Origin of the sequence: Streptomyces sp. NRRL B-3229 (assembly GCF_000719505.1) — a bacterium.
Classification (GTDB): domain Bacteria; phylum Actinomycetota; class Actinomycetes; order Streptomycetales; family Streptomycetaceae; genus Streptomyces; species Streptomyces griseorubiginosus.
This window is the reverse complement of sequence record NZ_JOGP01000028.1, coordinates 41,807-61,007: the sequence shown is the minus strand read 5'-3', so window position 1 is coordinate 61,007 and position 19,201 is coordinate 41,807. Positions and strand designations below refer to the sequence as shown.

At 71.6% G+C, this 19,201-nt stretch carries 19 protein-coding genes; 9 read left to right on the top strand and 10 right to left on the bottom strand.

Going from position 1 to position 19,201, the window contains the following annotated elements:
- Positions 1–483: a VOC family protein gene (locus IF54_RS0133725; protein ID WP_030325798.1), complete on the bottom strand. Its 483-nt coding sequence runs from the start codon at positions 481–483 to the stop codon at positions 1–3.
- A 123-nt stretch (positions 484–606) separates the two neighbouring features.
- Between IF54_RS0133725 and IF54_RS0133720 the strand changes: the two genes are divergently transcribed.
- From IF54_RS0133720 to IF54_RS0133710, 3 genes are all read left to right on the top strand, one after another.
- Positions 607–1,803, top strand: a complete 1,197-nt coding sequence (locus tag IF54_RS0133720) for an epoxide hydrolase family protein (protein ID WP_030325796.1) — start codon at positions 607–609, stop codon at positions 1,801–1,803.
- A 134-nt stretch (positions 1,804–1,937) separates the two neighbouring features.
- Positions 1,938–2,561, top strand: a complete 624-nt coding sequence (locus IF54_RS0133715) for a ClpP family protease (protein WP_030325794.1) — start codon at positions 1,938–1,940, stop codon at positions 2,559–2,561.
- A 2-nt stretch (positions 2,562–2,563) separates the two neighbouring features.
- Positions 2,564–3,166 carry a ClpP family protease gene (locus IF54_RS0133710; protein ID WP_030325793.1) on the top strand — a complete coding sequence of 201 codons (603 nt, stop codon included), beginning with the start codon at positions 2,564–2,566 and terminating at the stop codon, positions 3,164–3,166.
- A 16-nt stretch (positions 3,167–3,182) separates the two neighbouring features.
- Here IF54_RS0133710 and IF54_RS44100 read toward each other — a convergent pair whose 3' ends face one another.
- Positions 3,183–3,638 (bottom strand): helix-turn-helix domain-containing protein, encoded by a 456-nt coding sequence (locus IF54_RS44100; RefSeq protein ID WP_030325791.1) that lies wholly within the window; start codon positions 3,636–3,638, stop codon positions 3,183–3,185.
- 392 nt (positions 3,639–4,030) lie between these two features.
- Here IF54_RS44100 and IF54_RS0133700 point away from each other — a divergent pair, with 392 nt between their 5' ends.
- Positions 4,031–4,927, top strand: a complete 897-nt coding sequence (locus IF54_RS0133700; RefSeq protein WP_028809808.1) for an RNA polymerase sigma factor SigF — start codon at positions 4,031–4,033, stop codon at positions 4,925–4,927.
- Positions 4,928–5,022: 95 nt separating this feature from the next.
- Here IF54_RS0133700 and IF54_RS0133695 read toward each other — a convergent pair whose 3' ends face one another.
- The gene (locus IF54_RS0133695; protein ID WP_030325787.1) at positions 5,023–5,481 is read right to left on the bottom strand and encodes an ATP-binding protein; all 459 of its coding nucleotides are present in this window, start codon (positions 5,479–5,481) and stop codon (positions 5,023–5,025) included.
- Between the two features lie 87 nt (positions 5,482–5,568).
- Positions 5,569–6,819 (bottom strand): DUF6777 domain-containing protein, encoded by a 1,251-nt coding sequence (locus IF54_RS0133690; RefSeq protein WP_030325785.1) that lies wholly within the window; start codon positions 6,817–6,819, stop codon positions 5,569–5,571.
- 170 nt (positions 6,820–6,989) lie between these two features.
- On the opposite strand from IF54_RS0133690, the gene IF54_RS0133685 reads away from it, so the two are divergent.
- Positions 6,990–8,267, top strand: a complete 1,278-nt coding sequence (locus IF54_RS0133685) for a streptophobe family protein (protein WP_030325783.1) — start codon at positions 6,990–6,992, stop codon at positions 8,265–8,267.
- Positions 8,268–8,299: 32 nt separating this feature from the next.
- Here IF54_RS0133685 and IF54_RS0133680 read toward each other — a convergent pair whose 3' ends face one another.
- From IF54_RS0133680 to IF54_RS0133665, 4 genes are all read right to left on the bottom strand, one after another.
- Entirely contained in the window at positions 8,300–9,277 is a 978-nt protein-coding gene (locus tag IF54_RS0133680) for a serine/threonine-protein kinase (RefSeq protein WP_030325781.1), read from the bottom strand.
- The gene (locus IF54_RS0133675; protein WP_030325778.1) at positions 9,267–9,866 is read right to left on the bottom strand and encodes a hypothetical protein; all 600 of its coding nucleotides are present in this window, start codon (positions 9,864–9,866) and stop codon (positions 9,267–9,269) included. Before IF54_RS0133675 ends, IF54_RS0133680 begins: the two co-directional genes overlap by 11 nt.
- A 7-nt stretch (positions 9,867–9,873) precedes the next feature.
- Positions 9,874–12,207: an FHA domain-containing protein gene (locus IF54_RS0133670; RefSeq protein WP_030325776.1), complete on the bottom strand. Its 2,334-nt coding sequence runs from the start codon at positions 12,205–12,207 to the stop codon at positions 9,874–9,876.
- Between the two features lie 389 nt (positions 12,208–12,596).
- Positions 12,597–13,007 (bottom strand): hypothetical protein, encoded by a 411-nt coding sequence (locus tag IF54_RS0133665; RefSeq protein ID WP_030325775.1) that lies wholly within the window; start codon positions 13,005–13,007, stop codon positions 12,597–12,599.
- Positions 13,008–13,338: 331 nt separating this feature from the next.
- Here IF54_RS0133665 and IF54_RS0133660 point away from each other — a divergent pair, with 331 nt between their 5' ends.
- Entirely contained in the window at positions 13,339–13,722 is a 384-nt protein-coding gene (locus IF54_RS0133660) for a nuclear transport factor 2 family protein (protein ID WP_030325774.1), read from the top strand.
- An 84-nt stretch (positions 13,723–13,806) separates the two neighbouring features.
- On the opposite strand, the gene mgrA is transcribed toward IF54_RS0133660, so the two are convergent.
- Positions 13,807–14,802 carry an L-glyceraldehyde 3-phosphate reductase gene (gene mgrA, locus IF54_RS0133655; RefSeq protein WP_030325771.1) on the bottom strand — a complete coding sequence of 332 codons (996 nt, stop codon included), beginning with the start codon at positions 14,800–14,802 and terminating at the stop codon, positions 13,807–13,809.
- Positions 14,803–14,932: 130 nt separating this feature from the next.
- Between mgrA and IF54_RS0133650 the strand changes: the two genes are divergently transcribed.
- The 3 genes from IF54_RS0133650 to IF54_RS0133640 all read left to right on the top strand — a co-directional run bounded on the left by IF54_RS0133650 (position 14,933) and on the right by IF54_RS0133640 (position 18,125).
- Positions 14,933–15,811, top strand: a complete 879-nt coding sequence (locus IF54_RS0133650) for a LysR family transcriptional regulator (protein WP_020138589.1) — start codon at positions 14,933–14,935, stop codon at positions 15,809–15,811.
- A 125-nt stretch (positions 15,812–15,936) separates the two neighbouring features.
- Positions 15,937–17,442 (top strand): carotenoid oxygenase family protein, encoded by a 1,506-nt coding sequence (locus IF54_RS0133645; protein ID WP_234439123.1) that lies wholly within the window; start codon positions 15,937–15,939, stop codon positions 17,440–17,442.
- Between the two features lie 167 nt (positions 17,443–17,609).
- Complete coding sequence (locus IF54_RS0133640; protein ID WP_030325768.1) at positions 17,610–18,125, top strand: mycothiol transferase; 516 nt, start codon at positions 17,610–17,612, stop codon at positions 18,123–18,125.
- Here IF54_RS0133640 and IF54_RS0133635 read toward each other — a convergent pair.
- Positions 18,107–19,186, bottom strand: coding sequence for an adenosine deaminase (locus tag IF54_RS0133635; protein ID WP_030325767.1), 1,080 nt, complete (start codon positions 19,184–19,186; stop codon positions 18,107–18,109). The genes IF54_RS0133640 and IF54_RS0133635 overlap by 19 nt on opposite strands.
- Positions 19,187–19,201 lie beyond the last annotated feature (15 nt).

Below are 19,201 nucleotides of genomic sequence, written 5' to 3'. Positions count from 1 at the left end.
TCACTCGCCCGCGTACGCCTTCTCCAGGGCGGCGACGTCGAACTTGCCCATCGCCATGAACGCCTTGGTGACACGCGCCGCCTTCTCCGGGTCCGGGTCGCCCACCATGTCGGCCAGCCCCTCGGGCACGACCTGCCACGACAGCCCGTAGCGGTCCTTGAGCCAGCCGCAGGGGCCGGGCTCGCCGCCGTTCTCGGTGAGCTTGGCCCAGTAGTAGTCGATCTCCTCCTGGTCCGCGCAGAGGATCTGGAAGGAGACGGCTTCGGTGAACGTGAACTGCGGTCCGCCGTTGAGGGCGACGAAGTGCTGCCCGTTGGCCGTGAAGTCCACCGTCAGGACGGTCCCGGCGGGCTGCATCGCGCCCTCGGGGTAGTGGGTGACCCGCCCGACGGTGGAGTCCTTGAAGACCGAGACGTAGAAGTGCGCGGCCTCCTCGGCCTGGCCGTCGAACCAGAGACACGTGGTGAAAGGCCTGCTCGCCATGGTTTCCTCCTGAAGCGTCGTGGTGCGGTCGTCTCTGTGGACCGATCCTCGACGCGGAACTCATCGGTCGTACGGCCGGTTAATCCAGGTGGCTCATACACCGGTGCCACCTAGCATCCGCGTATGACGTCAACCGACAGCATCACGCCGTTCCGTGTCGACATTCCGCAGCACGACCTCGACGACCTCCACGCACGGCTCGACCGCACCCGCTGGCCGGACGATCTCTCGGCCACCGGCTGGGCGTACGGCGTCCCGGCCGCCTATCTGCGTGAACTCACGCACCACTGGCGGCATTCCTACGACTGGCGCGCGGCCGAGGCCGGGCTCAACGCGTGGCCGCAGTTCACCACCGTGATCGACGGGACGACCGTCCACTTCGCCCATGTCCGCTCCCCCGAGCCGGACGCCGCCCCGCTGATCCTCACGCACGGCTGGCCGGGCTCGATCGTCGAGTTCCTGGACGTGGTGGGCCCGTTGACCGATCCGGCGGCGCACGGCGGCGACCCGGCCGACGCCTTCCATGTCGTCGTGCCGAGCATCCCGGGCTTCGGACTCTCCGGGCCGCCCGCGGACACCGGCTGGGAGGCGGGCCGGATCGCGGGCGCCTGGGCCGAGCTGATGACCCGCCTCGGCTACGAGCGGTTCGGCGCGCAGGGCGGGGACTGGGGCGCCGCGATCTCCCGGGAGCTGGGCCGGGCCCACCCCGGGCGGGTCGTCGGCGTCCACCTCAATCTGCTGCCGGGCGCGCAGGCGACCCGGGAACCGACCGAGGAGGAGCTCGCCGCGCTGGAGCCCGGCGAGCGGCAGCGGACCCTGGAGTCGTGGCGCCGGTGGCGGGACTGGTCGAGCGAGGGCACCGGGTACGCCGTACTGAACTCGACCAAGCCGCAGACCCTCGGTTACGCGCTCACCGACTCCCCCGTCGGCCAACTCGCCTGGATCGTCGAGAAGTTCCAGGCATGGACGGACTCGGCAGAGCTGCCCGAGGAGGCCGTGGACCGGGACCGCCTGCTGACCAACGTGATGCTGTACTGGCTGACCGGGACCGCCGCCTCGGCCGCCCGGATCTACTACGAGCGGGCCCACGCCGGCGGCGACCGCGCGGCCCGGCCCACCGCGCCGTCCACCGCGCCCACGGCCCTCGCCCTCTTCCCCTCGGAGCTCCACATCCCCCTGCGGCACAGGGCGGAGCGCACGGAGAACATCGTCCGCTGGACCGAGCTCGACCGGGGTGGCCACTTCGCGGCGATGGAGGAGCCCGACCTGCTGGTGGACGACATCCGGGCGTTCTTCCGGCAACTGCGCGAGAAGGACTGAGCGTTCCCCCGGGGCACGTGCCGGGCCCGCGCTCTGCCCGTGGCGAATCTGCTCCGGGCAGAGAACCCGCATCGGGGCGACGTCCCAGGTCAACAGTGGATCCGACAGCATCCCCACGACCCCGAGGACCGCCCATGACCACCATCCGGGCCGAGGAGGGGGACACCCCTCCCACCCGCTTCGACGACCACCTGGCGACCCAGCTGCTCGCCCAGCGCATCGTGCTGCTGGGCACCCAGGTCGACGAGGTCTCCGCGAACCGGGTCTGCTCCCAGCTGCTGATCCTGTCCGCCGAGGACCCGCGCACCGACATCAGCCTGTACATCAACAGCCCCGGGGGCTCGGTGTACGCCGGGCTCGCCATCTACGACACGATGCGGCTCATCCCCAACGACGTGTCGACGCTGGCCATGGGGTTCGCCGCGAGCATGGGCCAGTTCCTGCTCTGCGCCGGCGCGCCCGGCAAGCGGTATGCCCTGCCGCACGCGCGGATCATGATGCACCAGGGCTCGGCGGGCATCGGCGGCACCACCGCCGACATCGAGATCCAGGCGGAGAACCTGGACCACAGCAAGCGGACGATGGAGCGGCTGCTCGCCGAGAACACCGGCCAGAGCCCGGAGAGCATCGCGCGGGACGGCGACCGCGACCGCTGGTTCACGGCCGAGGAGGCCAGGCAGTACGGCATGGTGGACCGGGTCCTGGAGTCCCTCGCGGACGTCCGCCCGACCGCCTCCAGGCGACGGATGGGACTGTGACCATGGCGAACTACACGATTCCGTACGTCGTCGAGCGGACCGCGCACGGCGAGCGATCCTCCGACGTGTTCAGCCGCCTGCTGTCCGAGCGGATCATCTTCCTCGGCACCGAGATCGACGACGGCGTGGCCAACGTGGTGATCGCGCAGCTGCTGCATCTGGAAGCGTCGGCTCCGGAGAACGAGATCGCCATCTACATCAACTCGCCCGGCGGATCGTTCACTTCACTGATGGCGATCTACGACACCATGACCTACGTGCAGGCGCCGATCTCCACGCTCTGTGTGGGTCAGGCGGCCTCCACGGCGGCCGTCCTGCTGGCCGGCGGGGATCCCGGGCGCCGGCTGGTGCTGGAGCACGCGCGTGTGCTGCTCGGCCAGCCCGCCTCCGGCGGCAACCGCGGCTCGATCTCCGACCTCGCCCTCCAGGCCAAGGAGATGGTCCGCATCCGCTCCCAGGTGGAGGAGGTGCTGGCCCGGCACACCCACCACGACGTCGCCACCCTGCGCGCGGACATGGACCGCGACAAGGTGTTCACGGCCGAGGAGGCGGTGGCGTACGGGCTGGCCGACGAGGTGGTGAGCCGGCGCCTCGTGCGGGTCTGAGGCGCCGGCTGCCGCCTCAGGCCGCCAGGCACATCCCGTCGTACGACGATCCCGGCACCGTGCGCCGGCCGCCGCGGGCGGAGGGCCGGGTGAGCTCGCCCTGGGCCAGGGAGAGCAGATCGCCGAGGCCGAGGCCCAGGGCGTGGGCGGCGGCCGCGAGGACCTCGGAGGAGGCCTCCTTGCGACCGCGCTCCACCTCGGAGAGGTAGGGCATCGAGATCCGGGCCGCGTCGGCCACGTCCTTCAGCGTGCGCTCCTGGGCGAGGCGCTCACGGCGCAGGACGTCTCCGACGAGGTCGCGCCACAGGGGTTCCCTGGCCCGGCTCGGGGCGGGGTCCGCGGGGACGACCGGACGCGGGGGCCGCGGGGGTGTCGTGACGGGGCGTTCGGACACCGGGCGGGCGGTCCCCGGGCGCGCGGGGTGCGGGCGCAGGGGGATGACGCGGGCTTGGTTCGGCGCTTCGTTGCTCACCTGATCAGCCTAGGTCGCGCGGCGGCGAGGGGAAGGGGGCGGCGTTCCGCCCTGAGTGGACAGGCCCCCGTCGGCGCCGTCCCGAAGGTCGAGATCCGGCCACGTGGTTCGGACACAGCTGCTCGGCAGCCCTCCACCACAGCCTCGCCTGCGCTTCAACCCGGCCGCGACCAGCGATTTTGCGCCGCCTGCGAACTCGGCGGGCATGCGTCGTGACTCCCCGGGTAGGCGCAGGCCGAGGGAGCTGTGGGTAGATTTCGTGAAGCCGGTGAACCGGTGATGCATAGGTCCGCGCGTTCCGGGTACCCGGGAGGCCGCTGATCGCTTTCAGCACCCGAGACAACCAAGGCCGAAGAGGCAGACGTCGAGCCGTGACTTACGTGGGAGAGGTAATGCATACCGCCGTCACCGCCGTGAACCGCCCGGAGACAGAGGTCGCCGGGCACGCCAGCGGGACCAGGACGGGTGGGACACCGCTGCCGGGAGTCCAGGAACCGCGGGCCGTGGCCCCGCGGGACGCGCGGGAGCTGTCCCGCCAGTTCTTCCAGCGCCTCACGGAACTCGAAGAGGGCACGCACGAGTACCAGTACGCGCGCAACACCCTCATCGAGATGAACATGTCCCTCGTGCGGTTCGCGGCCGGCAGGTTCCGGGGCCGCGGGGACGACATGGAGGACATCGTCCAGACCGGGATGATCGGCCTGATCAAGGCGATCGACCGGTTCGAGGTGTCCCGCGAGGTCGAGTTCACGTCGTTCGCGCTGCCTTACATCGTCGGCGAGATCAAGCGGTTCTTCCGTGACACCACCTGGGCCGTGCACGTCCCCCGGCGCCTCCAGGAGCTGCGCGTCGAGCTGGCCAAGGCGCGTGAGGAGCTCGCCAGCCGCCTGGACCGGGACCCGTCCGTGGCCGAACTCGCCACCCTGATGAACATCTCCGAGAAGGAGGTCGTCGAGGCGCAGATCGCCTCGAACGGCTACAACTCCTCCTCCCTTGACGCCGCCCTGACGGGTGACGGACCCGAGGGCGGCGAATCGGTGCTGGCCGACTTCATCGGCGTGGAGGAGGACGGCCTGCGGCTCGTCGAGGACTTCCAGTCGCTGGCCCCCCTGATGGCCGAGCTCAGCGACCGCGACCGGGAGATCATCCACATGCGGTTCGTGGAGGAGGCCACCCAGTCGGAGATCGGTGAGCGGCTCGGCTGCTCCCAGATGCACGTGTCCCGGCTGATCAAGCGGATCATCACGCGGCTGCGCGAGGGCATGCTGGGCGAGCTGGGCTGCGCCTGACGAGAGCGCGCGCCTCGGACGTCCGAGCGCACAGCGAAGCGGGTGTCGTCCACGGACGGCACCCGCTCTGTCAGTTCTTTTCCCAGTCCGTGTCGTCAGTTCTTCTCGCCGAGGCCGAGCACGGCGCGGACCCGCTTGCCCACCGGTACGCGTTCCGCCGCCACCTCCCGCGCGAGGACGTGCACGATCTCCAGACCGTGCCGCCCGATCCGCTCGGGGTCCCGGGGGAACCGGCGCGGCAGGGCGGCGCTGCTGTCGTAGACCGTGACGACGACCGCGCTGTCGGTGCCCTCCAGTTCGAGGATGTACGGCCCGTTGCTGTGCCGGTCGGCATTGGTGACGAGTTCGCTCACCACTAGGAGCACCTCCTCCTGCACACGGTCGTCGATGGCCGCGCACCACTCGGTCCTGAGCCGGCCGAGGAAGTGCGCGGCGAAGGCGCGGGCCTCGGCGATGCATCCTGGCTCGCCCGTGTAGTGCGCCGCCTGCCGAAGCGGCTCGACGGGCACGTCGAAACCAGTCGGTATCACTGCCCCGTCCAGGTGATCGATCATGCGTTTCTCTCTCGGATGCCGGACTGGCCGGACGCTGCTGCACCAGTGCTCGTACCCCGAGCCACGCGGCGCAGTCTTGGAGACGCGTCACACGACCGGGGACTCCGGTGCCGAGGAGTCGGGCGCGAGCGGCTGCTCACCCGAGGAGGCACTGCTGGGCGGCTGCAAGGACGGCGGGCTCGGGGGTGACGAGGACGGGGGTGACGAGGACGGTGGTGGCGAGGACGGGGCGCTGGAGCTCGGCGGGCACGGGCTCGCGGATCCTGAGGGGGGCGCGGACGGGGTTCCGCCGACGCCGGGCGGCAGGGAGACGCAGGGCAGCGGGGAGGCCGGCGAGGTCGAGGTGCCGGGGCTCGTCGGCGGGGTCGGCGTCGTCACGGTCACCGAGGGCGAGGGCCGTACGGGCGGCTCCACCTTGTGGTCCTTGTGGCCGGTGTCGCCGCGGTGCCTGCCGATCCAGTCGTGGTGGTCGGCGTCGTAGATCACGAAGACGTTGATGACCGTCGTCGAGGGCGCGACGACGACCACGTTCGAGGGGCGGTACGAGGACCAGGTGTCGCCGGTGGGCTTCGGCGCGGTCTGCTGGGCGATCGGCGGGGTCAGCGGGTTGCCGCAGGCGCAGCGGGTGCGGGGCACTCCGCGGTCGTCGACGAGGACCGCAGTGCCGGCCTGGAGGACGGCCTGGTAGCTGGTGGCGGCGCCGTCGCGGTAGCCGTGGTTGGTGACGCGGGTGTCCATGCGCAGCTGGACGGGTGTGAGCCCGCGCAGGAACGCCGGGACCTCGGACGGCCGTACACCGGCGACCGCGGCGAAGGCGCCGTTCTTGGCTGGGTCCGCCTGGAGGGCCCTGACCTGCTTCTCGACGTCGCAGCTGGAGACGTTGCGGGTGCCGCCGTAGAGACCCGGAGCGGAGCCGTCCACGCCGCGGACGGCGTTCGCCTGCTCGGACGAGCCGGCCGGGGAGGCGCTGACGGGCGGGATCGAGCTGTCCTTCGCGGTCGACTCGGTGAACGGCTCGGGACCTGTCTTCCCGGCGGCCTGGAGGAAGATCTCGCCCTTGCCCCCGGCCGTGCCGGAACCCCCGCCGGACCGGGTGAAGACCACCGCGAGGACCACGGCGGCGACCACCGCGGCCGCGATCAGCGCGACCCTGGGTGCCGATCCCCACCAGGGGCGGCGGGGTTCGGGTGCGGAGGTGCCTCCGCCGCCGCCCGGGGGCTGCGAGGGCGGGCCCGAGGGCGGCTGTGACGGCGGGCCCGAAGGCGGCTGCGAGGGACCCGACAGCGGGCCCGAGGGCGGCCCGGTGGGGCGGCCCGACGACGGCGGTTCGACGCTCACGAGCTCTTCTTCCCGGCGCGGGACTCCTGCGGCACGTGATCCAATGCCCCGATTCGGCCGCATTTCTCCGCGACATACCTATTGTCTGCACCGGTCCGTCGCCGCCCGCAAGCGGACGCGGACGGACCTCCCGGCAGGCGGTCGGTCGCAGGGCTGCTTAGCGTGGCGGGGTGAGCCCCCTCTTCCCCTCCGACCAGGCAGTCGTCGCTCGGCACGGCTGGGTGCAGGCCGTCGCCGCGGTGCTGGGCGCGCTGGCCGCGATGGTGCTGGTGGCCGCGCTGGGGCTGTGGGGGGCGGGTGCGGCGGATCTCCCGGACGGGGCGTTCCCGCGGGTTGTCATGGCCACCGTGGTCACGGCCGTCGGCGGGACCGTGAAGCTGTCCGGCAGCGCGGGAGGGCTCGCGGACAGCAAGGCCGGACTGACCGTGATCCCGCTCTCCGTCACCCTCACCGGCGCGCTGGTGCTCGGCGCGGGTTTCCTGCGGCCGCTGCGGCACCGAGCGGTCGTCGGCGGCCGGGAACTGACCGGATGGGCCGCCAGGATCGCCGTGCTGTGGCTGGTGGCACTCGTCGTACCGGCGTTCACGGCCCGGCAGAATTTCAAGCTCTCCCTCGGCGACGACACGCTGGGTGACCTGGGCGATCTGTTCGGGGTCTCGCCCGAGGTCGGCTTCACGACGGACGTGCTGCCGACCCTCTTCTTCGGCCTGCTGTGGCTTGCCGGGGTGCTGGTCCTGGCGCTGCTGGTGTCGCGCCGGGCTCCCCTGCCCGGCCGACTGCTGCCGTTCCAGGAGTCGGTGCGGCCGGCGGCGCACGCCATGGTGATCCTGCTCCTCGCGTACGTCGTCCTCGGCACCCTCGTCGCCCTGGTCGTGGCCGCGACCCGGGGACATGTGCCGGAGACCTTCGCGGTGATCCTGCTCGGGATGCCGAACCTGGTCTGGCTCGCCCTGACGATCGGTCTCGGCGCCACCTGGAACGGCAAGGTGCAGGGGCCCTTCGGACTGCCCATGCCGCACGTCCTGGACGAGGTGCTGCGGTCCAAGGACACCCAGGCGCTCAATCTGCGCACCCTCGCCGCACACGACGGCCGGGTCTGGTGGCTCCTGGTGCTCGACGCGGTCCTGCTGCTCGCGCTCGCCTTCCTGATGGCGGCCCGCTCCCCCGCCCGCGTCCCCGCCTGGCGTCACGCCGTGCGTCTGGCGCTCGCCCTGGCCCTCACCGTCCTGATGATCTGCCTGCTGTGCCGGATCTCCGCGCAGTTCGGCCTGTCGGTCCTCGGCATCGGCGACCTCGGCGGCGGACTGGGCGGACAGTTGTTCCTGAAGCCGGAGCTCTGGACCGCGGTCGGCCTGGGGGCCCTGTGGGGCCTGGTCACCGGCTTCCTGGGCGCACTGCCGGCCCGACCGGTCCACCGCAAAGGGGAGATCGCCTCAGGCGCCGGGTGAGGTGAGCCGGGGGACGACCACGTCCGGGCCGGCTATCGCTCCCGGACGACTGGGCGGCCCCAGTGAGGTGGGGGTTTCGGTCGGGTCTCGTCTGCCTCCGGCACCCGTACGGCGGGTGCCGGAGGCACGGGGTCGCCCGTTGCCGCCGAGCGGAGGGCCGCGACGAAGGAGAGGCAGGAGTCGTGGCGGTCGTCGGGGGTCTTGGCCAGGGCTTTGGCGAAGACGTCGTCGAGGCCGGCGGGGAGGCCGGGGCGGGACCGGGAGATCGCCGGGGGCTCGTCGTACTGGTGGGCCCACAGCAGGGCCATGTCGTCGTCGCGGCGGAAGGGCGGGTGGCCGGTGAGGGTCTCGTGGACCACGCAGGCGAACCCGTAGACGTCGCAGCGGCCGTCGACCGGGCGGCCGGAGATCTGCTCGGGGGCCACGTAGTCGAGCGTGCCGACGAACTGGCCGACCGTCGTGAACCCGGTCAGCGACAGGGACTTCTTCGTGAGGCCGAAGTCGGTGAGGTAGGTGTGCTCGGGATGGTCGCTGTCGGTGCCGCGTGCTACCAGGATGTTGCCGGGCTTCACATCGCGGTGGACGAGCCCGTGCTCATGGGCCGCGTCGAGCGCGGAGGCGACCTGGGCGGCGATCCGCAGCGCGGTGGGCAGCGCCAACGGGCCCTGCCGGTCCAGGAGATGGCGCAGGTCGCTGCCGGCCACGTACCGCATGGCGATGTACAGCACGCCATCCGTCTCGCCCGCCTCGAAGACGGGCACGATGTGCGGGTGGTCGATCGCGGCGGCCACCCGGGACTCGTGACTGAAGCGGTTGCGGAAGGTGTCGTTGCGGGCGAGCTCGGGGGCCAGCAGTTTCAGCGCCACCGTGCGGTCCAGGCGCAGGTCCCTGGCCCGGTAGACGACGGCCATACCGCCCCGGCCGATCTCCTGCTCGATCCGGTAGCTCGCGACCTGCCGGCCCACCAGCTCGGAGGGACGGCCGGCGAAGAGGCTGGTCTCACGGGCCATCGCGCGTCACGACCTGCGTCGGGGGGTGTCCGGCCGCCTGCGCCACCTCGGTCGGGGCGTGACCGCCCGTCCCCGCCACCTCCGTAGGGGCGTGGCCGCCGACCTGCGGACCCTCGTCGGCGGCGTAGGTGCTGAGCCGGGTCCCCTCCGCGTACACCCAGCGCCCGTGCGCGGCGTCGTACAGCCACACGTCCTCCCCGTCGACGATCACCCCGATCCGCAGCCCCCGGGTGCGCCCGCGGAACGCCTCCCCGTCCAGCCCGCCGCCGGCCAGCTCCTCGACGGCGGCCCGGTAGCGGGCGAGAGCGTCGGAGGCGCGGGACAGCAGGGGGCGGGGGTCGGCGGCACGGGTGAGCGGGCTCTCGGGGGCGGGCGGGTCCTGCGGTACGGCTATCAGCAGGCGGCCGTCGACCCAGGCCGCCCAGCCGTTGGCGCACAGGACGTACGCCCAGTCGCCGCGCCGCTCCAGCAGCTGCACGGGCAGCAGCGGGTCCAGGGGCACGGTGGGGCGGGCCGGGTCGGGGGCCTCCCAGGCGGGCATGCCGGGGCCGGGGACGACATGGGTGGGCCGGAACGCGGTGCTCGTCATCGGCGGCCTACTTCCGCATGACCGCGGGTTCGTGGCGACGCAGCAGCCGCGAGACGAGATAGCCGAAGAGCACGGAGAGCACCACCAGCATGCCGATGTTCAGGAGCCATATGCCCGCCGAGTGCTTGAAGAGCGGGTCGCCGGTGAGGTCGCCGGGCACGATCCGGGCGAGGCCGATGGTGCCCGCCATCGCGCCGAGCGCCCAGCGCGAGGGCACCAGCCAGGACAGCTGCTCCAGGCCCGGCACGCCGTGGAGCTTCAGCAGGGCGCCGCAGAAGACCACTTGGACGATGGCGAGCAGGACGAGCAGGGGCATCGTCACCTCCTCCTTGCGCACCAGCGCGGAGACGAGCAGGCCGAGCATCATCGCGGTGAACGCCAACAGGGCGACGGCGATCGTGATTTCGACAAGGGGCGGCATCAACACGCCTTCGCCGCCGGGAGCGTTGAGGTCGACGCCGAGCAGGGCGACCAGGGTCAGCACGACCGCCTGGACGACGGTGATCGTGCCCAGCACCACGACCTTCGACATCAGGTACGCCGATCTGGACAGGCCGACGGCTCGTTCGCGCTGGTAGATGACCCGCTCCTTCACCAGCTCGCGCACCGCGTTCGCGGCGCCGGTGAGGACGCCTCCGACGCAGAGGATGAGCAGCGCGTTCATCGCGGTGTCCTGGGTGAGCCGGCTGCCCGCGAGGGCCCGGGCCATGGCACCCATGACGAACGGCAGGGCGATCATGATGGCGAGGAAGGTGCGGTCGGCGCTCAGGGCCGCGGCGTAGCGGCGGATCAGGGTGCCGAGCTGGGCGCCTCGGCTTCGGGGCCGCGGCGGCGGCGCGATGATGACCGGTTCCGAGCGTGGGGTCCGGGGCTGGGCGGTGGCCTCGGCGACGTACTGGTGCTGGAAGGCCGACAGCCGGAAGTCACCCGCCCAGTCGCGGTCCTGGTCGCGCTCGAAGGCCTCGAAGGCCTCGGGCCACTGGGTGAAGCCGAAGTAGGACAGGGCGTCCTCGGGCGGGCCGTAGTAGGCGATCCGCCCGCCGGGGGCGAGGACCAGGAGGCGGTCGCAGACGTCGAGGCTCAGGACGCTGTGGGTGACCACGATGACCGTGCGGCCGTCGTCGGCCAGGCCGCGCAGCATGTGCATCACCGAGCGGTCCATGCCGGGGTCGAGACCGGAGGTCGGTTCGTCCAGGAAGAGCAGGGAGGGTTTCGTGAGCAGCTCCAGGGCCACGCTCACCCGCTTGCGCTGGCCTCCGGAGAGGCTGTGCACGGGCTGTCCGGCGCGCTGCTCCAGGCCGAGTTCCCGGATCACCTCGTCGACCCGTGCGCGGCGTTCGGCCTTCGCGGTGTCCTGCGGGAAGCGCAGTTCGGCGGCGTAGGAGAGGGCGCTGCGGACGGTCAGCTGGGCGTGCAGGATGTCGTCCTGCGGGACCAGGCCGATGCGCTGGCGCAGTTCGGCGTAGTCGCGGTACAGGTCGCGGCCGTCGTAGAGGACGGTGCCGTGGTCGGCGGGGCGCTGGCCGGTGAGGGCGTTCAGGAGGGTGGACTTTCCGGCGCCGCTCGGGCCCACGACGGCGAGCAGGCATTTCTCGCCGACCGGGAAGGACACGTGGTCGAGGAGGGTCTTGCGGCCGTGGTCGACGGCGACGGTGAGGTCCTGGACGTCGAGGGAGACCTCGCCGGTGTCGACGTACTCCTGGAGGGTGTCGCCGACGAGGCAGAACGCCGAGTGGCCGATGCCGACGATGTCTCCGGGGCCGAGGGGGGCGCTCGTGACGGGGCGGCCGTTGAGGTAGGTGCCGTTGTGGCTGCCGAGGTCGACGATCTCGTAGCCGCCGTGGGGCAGGGCGCGAAGCTCCGCGTGGTGGCGGGAGACGACGAGGTCGTCGACGACCAGGGCGTTGTCGTCGGCGCGGCCGATGCGGACGGTGCGGGTGGGCAGCGGGCGTACGGCGGTGGGCTGCCGGAAGGTGCCGGTCAGGCCGGGCATCGACACGGCCGAGGGACGCTCGGGGGTGGGCAGGCCCAGCAGGACCGCGCAGGGGCCGTCGGAGGGGCTGCCGAAGCGGATGACGCTGCCGGGGCCGACGTCCCGTTCGTGGACGCGGCGGCCGTCGGCGTAGGTGCCGTTGGTGCTGTTCTCGTCCTCGAGGGTCCAATGGCCGGCCTCGGGTCGCAGCACCGCGTGGTGCCACGAGACCCGGGCATCGTCGATGACGATGTCGCTCAACGGGTCGCGTCCCACGTGGTAATCGTGGCCCGGGCTCATCACCGTGGAGCCGGTGTCGGTCTCCAGGACGAGCTCGGGCGCCACTGACGCGACCGGCCGCTCCGCCATGCCAGAATTCTACCGATTCACCCCATTGGCCGCCTGGCGGGAGGGGGTGGGGGCGGCTTGGTGGCGCCGAGAGGCGTCGGGCGTCCAGGGGGGTGCCAAGTTCGGTTGTCGGGCGGCTGCGGGCCGGGGGGCTGGTCGCGCAGTTCCCCGCGCCCCTGGGTGGGTGAGGTGGACGGCGTCGAGTCGAGTGGGGGAAACAGGGGCGCACGGGGTGGGTGGTCGGCCTTCGCGGGGGCAAGTGACGTGCGGCGAGAGCGCGGCAGATCGCGGTCGGCGGCGCACGGGACCACGTGACGAGCAGCAGGAACGTACCGGTACGGAGCGCCCGCGGGCCACGCGATCCGGCGAGCCGCAGCAACCGTACGGCCCGTCCGCCCAAGGGAGTTGGCTCAGGCCACCGGTGTGAACAGGGTGGACGCCGTGCGGTGCATTCTCACCGCGTCCACGGACTCCGCGAGGAGCTCGTACTCCGTGGTGTCGTCGCTCGCGGCGATCCGGATGAGCCGTCCGGCCGCCAACTCGTCGGCGACCAGATCCTGTTGGGCCGGGTCGGCGCACCAGGTCCGCATGACGGCGGGCACGTCGAGCACAGTGTCGGCAACCGGGGCGAGGGCGCCCGCGGGGAAGAACCCGGCCTCGGGCTGCGGGTCTAATCGGTCCGCGATCCAGGAGGCCCGGTCACGCAGCCACCACAGCGCGAGCGCCAGCGTGGGCGCGCGATAGGTTCCGAGGGGTACACCGATACGCCGCCCGTCACACATGCCGTACCCCGTGACATGGCACAGGAATTCGTCGTGCACGATCCACTCCCCCGCTTGCTCCGTTCGGCTGTCGGCAGGGCCTCGCTTCCGTGCGGCTCATATGCTTTACGCGGCTCTTGCTGCTGTAAGTAACGGGCACTTCGCTCGATGTGAAGGTCCTGTCAGTCGAGTATGTTCACTACTGAAACACTGTCACCACATCTTTTTGGCCAGTCTCTTGGCATATTCACCGGCATCAGTGGCCGAAATCTGACGGGTACTCGTTCAAACGTCATGACCCGAGAAGTAATCGACGGCTCCCGGCGACGCGGGCAGGGTGGTGACACCGGGTCCCACCAGCACAGACGACCTCGATGGAGGCTGATTCCCCATGCCCGCGAACACGGACCGTTACGAGAACGCCGTCGCCCGCTACTTCGAAGCCTGGAACGCACGCGAGCCGGAGGCCCGCACGAAGGCCGTCGCGGCCGCCTGGACGGCAGGCGGCACTTACACCGATCCGCTCGCCGACGTGGTCGGCCACGACGGCATCGCCGCGGTCATCGCGGCGGCCCACGAGCAGTTCCCCGGCTTCGCCTTCCGCCTCACCGGGGTCGTGGAGGGCCATCACGACACCGCGCGCTTCTGCTGGGAGCTGGTGAACGAGACCGACGGGTCGGCACCCGTCGCCGGCTCCGATGTGATCACGCTGGCCGACGACGGCCGGATCGGCACCGTGCTAGGCTTCCTGGACCGGCTGCCCGCGGGCGCCTGAGGGCCGAACCGGAGAACGGCACGACCAACGGGCACCGGCCGCAAGCCGGTGCCCGTTCGCTCACGCGCCCGCTTCCGAGGGCGGTCAGCCCTTGACGATCGCGTCGATCCTGGCCAGTTCCTCCGCCTCGAAGTCCAGGTTGGCGATCGTGCCCACGCTGTCCTCGATCTGCTTCGGGCTGCTCGCGCCGACCAGGGCCGAGGTGACCCGGCCGCCGCGCAGCACCCAGGCCAGGGCGAGCTGCGCCAGGGTCTGGCCGCGGTCCTTGGCGAGGTCGTTCAGAGCGCGCAGCCTGGCCACCAGGTCCTCGGTGACCGCGTCCGAGTTCAGGAAGGGGCTGTCGCTCGCCGCGCGGGAGTCCTCGGGAATGCCGTCCAGGTAGCGGCCGGTGAGCAGACCCTGCTCCAGCGGCGAGAAGACGATCGAACCGGCCTGCACCTCGTCCAGCGCGTCCAGGACGCCCTCGTCCTCGGGTCGCCGGTCCAGCATCGAGTAGCGGGGCTGGTGGATGAGGAGCGGGGTGCCCAGCTCGCCGAGGATGCGGGCGGCCTCCCGGGTCTGCTCGGCGTTGTAGTTGGAGATGCCGACGTACAGCGCCTTGCCCTGCTGGACCGCGGTGTGCAGCGCGCCCATCGTCTCCTCCAGCGGAGTCTCCGGGTCGGGGCGGTGCGAGTAGAAGATGTCGACGTAGTCGAGGCCCATCCGGGTGAGGCTCTGGTCCAGCGAGGACAGCAGGTACTTGCGGGAGCCCCACTCGCCGTACGGTCCCGGCCACATCAGGTAGCCGGCCTTGGTGGAGATGACCAGCTCGTCGCGGTAGGACGCGAAGTCGTCCTTCAGGGCCTCGCCGAACGCGGACTCGGCGGCGCCGGGCGGCGGACCGTAGTTGTTGGCGAGGTCGAAGTGCGTGACCCCGAGGTCGAAGGCCCGGCGCAGGATGGCCCGCTGGGTCTCGACGGTACGGTCCGCCGGACCGAAGTTGTGCCACAGGCCGAGCGAGATCGCGGGGAGCTTCAGGCCGCTGCGGCCGGTGCGCCGGTAGGGCATGTCCGCGTAGCGGTCGGGGTGTGCGGTGTACAACGCGACTCCAGAGGGGTTGACACGGAGGTCCTCGGATCCGTCCTCAGATCCTCCACCCACTCTTTCGCGACCTCGGGCCATTGGTCCAACAGAAGAATGTGATGGAATTCAGCGGATAAGCTTCTCAATCATGGAACTGCGTCATCTCCAGCATTTCGTCGCGGTCGCCGAGGACCAGCATTTCACCCGGGCCGCCGAGCGGCTGCTCGTGTCCCAGTCGGGGCTGTCCGCGTCCATCCGCGCGCTGGAGCGGGAGCTCCAGACCCCGCTGTTCGTGCGGACGACCCGGCGGGTGACGCTCACCCCGGCAGGGCGGGCGCTGCTGGGCGAGGCCGAGCGGATCCTCGCCCAGGTGCGGTCGGCCCACGAGGCGGTGGCCGCGGTGCAGGGAGTCCTGCGCGGGACGCTCGCCATCGGCTCCGAGCAGTGTGTCGCCGGGCTGCATGTGGCGGGGCTGCTCGCCGCGTTCCGGCGGCAGCACCCGGACGTGGAGATCTGTCTGCGCCAGGCGGGCTCGGCCGCGCTCGCGGAGGAGGTCGCGGCCGGTCGGCTGGATCTGGCGTTCGCCGTCCGGGCGGCCCAGGAGGACACCGACCAGTTGCGGGTCGTACCCCTGTCGAGCGAGCCCATGACCGTGCTGTGCCACCGCAGTCACCGGCTGGCGGCCGCCGGCGCGGCCGTGACGCCGGAGGACCTGGCAGGAGAGGTGTTCGTCGACTTCCATCCCGACTGGGGCCCGCGGCGCACCACCGACGCGGCCTTCGCCGAGGCGGGCCTGCGCCGGAACGTCACGCTGGAGGTCAACGACGTGCACAGCCTTCTCGACCTGGTCGACGAGAACCTCGGCGTGGCCGTCGTTCCGCAGCACTTCCGGCACAAGCGGCCGGCGCTGACGGCGCTGCCCGTCAAGGGCACCGGCGAGGCCGTGTACGAGACGGTCGCCCTGCTGCCGCCTCCGCAGGCGACCAGTCCGGCGGCCCGGGCGCTGATGTCCCTGCTCGAAACCTGACGCTCTGCTGGAAACAGGGGGTCTGGGTACACCCCAGGACGGGCCCCACCCCTCCTGACCTGATCCGTTCCGCGCACCAGACTCGTGACCGTTCCCGAGCACAACCACGGTCAGGAGTAGGGCAGATGACGATGACGGATCCCACCCGACGCAATGTCCTGCGCGGCGCGGCAGCGATCACGGCGGCCGGGGCGCTCGTCGGCACCGGAGCGGCTGCTTCGCCCGCCGCGGCGGCACCCCGGGCAGCGCGCCGCTTCCCCTTTCTGGAGGGGGCGTTCAAGCCCGTCACCGAGGAGCTGACGGCCTTCGACCTGCCGGTCACCGGCCGCATCCCACGCGAGCTGAACGGCCGCTATCTGCGCAACGGCCCGAACGCCCTGGGCCTGGAGGACCCGCGCGCCCACCACTGGATGCTGGGCGAGGGCATGGTGCACGGCGTGCGCCTGCGCGAGGGGCGGGCCGAGTGGTACCGCAACCGCTGGGTGCGTTCGTCTCAGGTGGCGAAGAAGCTCGGCGAGCCCTACCCGGGCCCGGTCCCGCCCGACGACTTCCCGTGCAACACCCACGTGATCCCGTACCGAGGGCGAATCCTCGCGCTCCAGGAGAGCGGACCGCTGCCGTACGAGCTCGACGACGAGCTGAACACCGTGGGCACCTACGACTTCCGCGGCACCTTGGAGGGCGCGTTCACCGCCCACACCAAGTTCGACGCGCACGCCGGTGAGCTGCACGCCATCGCTTACTACCCGACCTGGGACCACGTCCGGCACCTGGTCGTCGACCCGGCCGGCCGGGTCGCGCGCAGTACGAAGGTCCCGGTGGCGGACGCGCCGATGATCCACGACTTCGCGCTCACCGAGCACTACGTGGTGATCCTCGACATGCCGGTGACCTTCGACCCCGCGGGCGCCGAGCGCGGCGACATCGTGCCGTACGTTTGGAACGACCGGCATCCGGCGCGGATCGGCGTGCTGCCGCGCAAGGGCGGTGCGGTGCGCTGGTTCGAGGTGGACCCGGTGTACTACTCGCACACCCTGAACGCCTACGAGGAGGGTCCGAACCTGGTCATCGACACGACCAACTTCGACGGGCCCTTCCTGGTGGCGGGCAACGGCTCGGGCGGGCCGTACGGGCCGGGGACTCCGCGGCTGGACCGCTGGACGGTCGACCTGCGGCAGGGCCGGGTGCGGGTACGGACCCTCGACGACCGGCCGCAGGAGTTCCCGCGGGTCAACGAGGCGCTGGTGTCCCGTCGGCACCGCTACGGCTACGCGGCCGCCTCCGCGGAGATGGCGGCGGCCTATCAGGCGGTCGACGGCAACCCGCCGCCCGACCGGGCGTTCAGCAACGCACTCATCAAGCACGACCTGCTGCGCGGGACCACGCAGGTGCACCGGCTGCCCCGGGGCGCGGCGGCGAGCGAGGCGGTGTTCGTACCGTCAGACGCCTGCGACGGACGGGCCGCCGAGGACGACGGCTATGCCATCGCGTACGTCCACAACCCCGATCGCGGGGCCTCGGACCTGCTGATCCTCTCGGCCCAGGACTTCACGGCCGAGCCGGTGGCCCGCATCCATCTGCCGGGCCGGGTGCCGCTGGGCTTCCACGGGAGCTGGATCCCGGACGCGTGAGACGGGGTTCGGGTCCTGCGCGGCGGGCGGCCACGGGTTCCGTTTCTCCGCAGCGATTCACAGAGCCGGGTTCTGCGCAGCGGGACTCGGCGTCGGGTTCTGCGCAGCGGGACGCGGGTTCGGTTTTTGCGAGGCGGAACGCGGTGCGATGCGCGAGGGTGGACGTCATGCATGCAAAGGACATCCTCATCGACGGGTTCACCCGTATCCAGGAAGAAGTCCACGCCGTCGTCGAGGGCCTGCCCCTGGACGACCTCCACCACCGCCCCGGCCCGGACGCCAACTCGATCGCCTGGCTCGTCTGGCATCTCACCCGGGTCCAGGACGACCACGTGGCCGGCGCCTTCGGACTCGACCAGGTCTGGCTGACGCAGGACTGGGAGAAGCAGTTCGGCCTCGGTCTGAAGCCGCGTGACATCGGCTACGGCCACAGCTCCGCGCAGGTCGCGAAGGTGCGGGTCGACTCCGCGGACCTGCTGACCGGGTACTACGACGCCGTCCACGCCCAGAGTCTCGAAGCCCTGCGCGGGCTGACCGCCGAGGATCTGGAGCGGGTCGTGGACGAGAGGTGGGATCCGCCGGTCACGCTGGGCGTCCGGCTGGTGAGCGTCCTGTCCGACGATCTCCAGCACGTCGGACAGGCCGCCTATCTGCGGGGGCTGCTTCAGAGCGCGGCTTCGTAGCCCGGCAGGACGACGTCCTCGATGAGGGCCTTGCGCTCGTCGAACGGGATGAACGCGCTCTTGAGGGCGTTGACCGTGACCGTGCGCAGGTCCTCGACGGTCCAGCCCGCCTCCTCGACCAGGAGAGTCATCTCACGGGTCATCGTCGTCCCCGACACCAGCCGGTTGTCGGTGTTGAGGGTGACCCGGAAACCGAGGTCCTTCAGAGCCGTGATCGGGTGCTCGGCGATCGAGACGGCCGCACCGGTCTGAAGGTTGGAGGTGGGGCACATCTCCAGGGCGATCCGGCGGTCGCGGACCCAGCCCGCGAGCCGGCCGAGCTTGCCGCTCGCGAGGTCGGGGATGTCCTCGGTGATGCGCACACCGTGGCCGATGCGCTGGGCCCCGCAGACCTGCACGGCCTGGTGGATGCTGGGCAGGCCGTGGGCCTCGCCCGCGTGGATGGTGAAGGGCACGTTCTCGCGACGCAGGTGCTCGAAGGCGGCGAGGTGGTCGGCGGGCGGGAAGCCGTCCTCGGCGCCCGCGATGTCGAAGCCGACGACACCGGCGTCCCGGAAGGCCACGGCCAGGTCGGCGGCCTCGCGGACCCGGTCGAACATCCGCATCCCGCACAGCAGGGTGCCGACCCGGACGGGGGTGCCCGCCGCCGCGGCCTTCGCCATACCGGCCGCGAGGCCCTCCTGGACGGTCTCGACGACCTCGGCCATGGCGAGTCCGCCGGTGGTGTTCAGCTCGGGGGCGTAGCGCACCTCGCCGTAGACGACACCGTCGGCGGCCAGGTCGAGGACGTACTCCTCGGCCGCGCGCAGCAGGCCCGCGCGGGTCTGGAGGACGGCGAGGGTGTGCTCGAAGGTGGCTATGTAGCGCACCAGGTCGCCGGAGTTGGCGGCCTCGACGTACCAGGCGGCGAGCTCGTCGGGGTCGGTGGTGGGCAGGGTGTGGCCGACCTCGGCCGCCAGTTCCACGAGGGTGGCGGGACGCAGGCCGCCGTCGAGGTGGTCGTGCAGGACGGCCTTGGGGAGGCGACGTACGGAAGCGGCGTCTACGCGCGTAGCGGTCATGGCGGGTCTTTCCTC